Origin of the sequence: Streptomyces sp. NPDC005195 (genome assembly GCF_040608315.1) — a bacterium.
Classification (GTDB): Bacteria; Actinomycetota; Actinomycetes; order Streptomycetales; family Streptomycetaceae; genus Streptomyces; species Streptomyces kaempferi.
The window spans coordinates 1-1,269 of record NZ_JBEXHZ010000360.1; the positions used below are offsets into that span (position 1 = coordinate 1).

The 1,269-nt window shown below is 74.5% G+C and carries 2 protein-coding genes; both read right to left on the reverse strand.

The window, feature by feature from the left end; all coding sequences use genetic code 11:
• A partial coding sequence (locus ABZV34_RS39655; RefSeq protein WP_356288220.1) for a beta-ketoacyl synthase N-terminal-like domain-containing protein occupies positions 1 to 798 on the reverse strand: 798 nt, incomplete at its 3' end.
• Complete coding sequence (locus tag ABZV34_RS39660) at positions 795 to 1,043, reverse strand: phosphopantetheine-binding protein (protein WP_356288223.1); 249 nt, start codon at positions 1,041 to 1,043, stop codon at positions 795 to 797. The genes ABZV34_RS39655 and ABZV34_RS39660, both read right to left, overlap by 4 nt.
• Positions 1,044 to 1,269 lie beyond the last annotated feature (226 nt).

Below are 1,269 nucleotides of genomic sequence, written 5' to 3' on the forward strand. Positions count from 1 at the left end.
GGAGGAGAGGCCGATCCCGGCGAGCCGCGCGTAGGCGCGCCGGCCGCGGGCCCGCGCGTCCGCCTCCCGTTCCTGTACGAGTACGGCGGCGCCCTCGGCGATCACGAAGCCGTCCCGGTCCGCCGCGAAGGGCCGCGACGCCGCCCCGGGGTCGCCGCTACGGGCCGAGAGCGCGCCCATCCGCTGGAAGCCGGAGGTGATCACGGGAGTGACGGCCGCCTCCGCGCCACCCGCGACCGCGATGTCGCAGAGGCCTGCCAGGAGCAGGTGGCGCGCCGTGGCCAGCGCGCTGGCGCCGGACGCGCACGCCGTCTGCGTGGCCAGGGAGGGCCCCTGGGCGCCGAGGTCCAGCAGCACCTCTCCCGCCGCCATGTTGGGAATGAGCATGGGTACCAGCGCGGGGGAGACCAGCTCGGGACCGCCTCGGTGGTGGCGGAGGGTCTGTTTCTCCAGGTGCGCCGCTCCGGCGAGCCCGGTGCCGATCACGACGGCGACGCGGGTACCGTCCCACCGGACGGGGTCGAGGCCGGCGTCGGCGACCGCCTCGCGCGCGGCGAGCACGGCGAGACGGCTGAAGTGGCCCATGCGCCAGGCCTTGCCGCCGCCGATCCGGGCCTGCTCCGGAGTCATGGCCGGGATGCGGCAGGAGAAGTCGACAGGGCTGTCCTTGAGTTCGGGGTCCGTCGCCGCGGCGGAACGACCGCGCAGGATCCCCTCCCAGGTCGGCTCCCGGCCGACACCGGCCGGGGTGATCAACCCCAGGCCGGTGATCGAGACGGCGGGCTGACGTGACGTCACGAGGTGCGCCGCCGGGCTCGCTTGGCGTTCAGCGCGGCGACGAGTCCACCGACAGTGCTGTGCTTGGCCGCCTCGTCCTCCTCCACGGGGACGCCCAGCTGCTCCTGGAGCGCCAGGGCGAGTTCGGCGAGCGCGAGCGAGTCGAGGTCGAGGCTCTCCAGGGTGGCCTCGGGGCGGATGCTCTCGGGGCTGACCTCGAACTTCTCGGTCAGTACGGTGGTGACGGCGGTCTGGACGGGGGACATGGGCGTTCCTTTCGACACAACTGACGGCGGCGACGGCGAAGATGACGAGGGGGACGGTGGGCAGAGGGCCTCGGGGGAGACCGAGGGTCAGACGGCCGGAAGGGCGGGGACGGCCACCGGCGGGACGACACCGTCGAGCTGCGGCACGGACGGGAGTTCCGGCCACAGCGGCGCGGCCGAGCCCCAGGTCAGCCCGGCTCCGAAGGCGGTCAGCAGCACGCGCTGT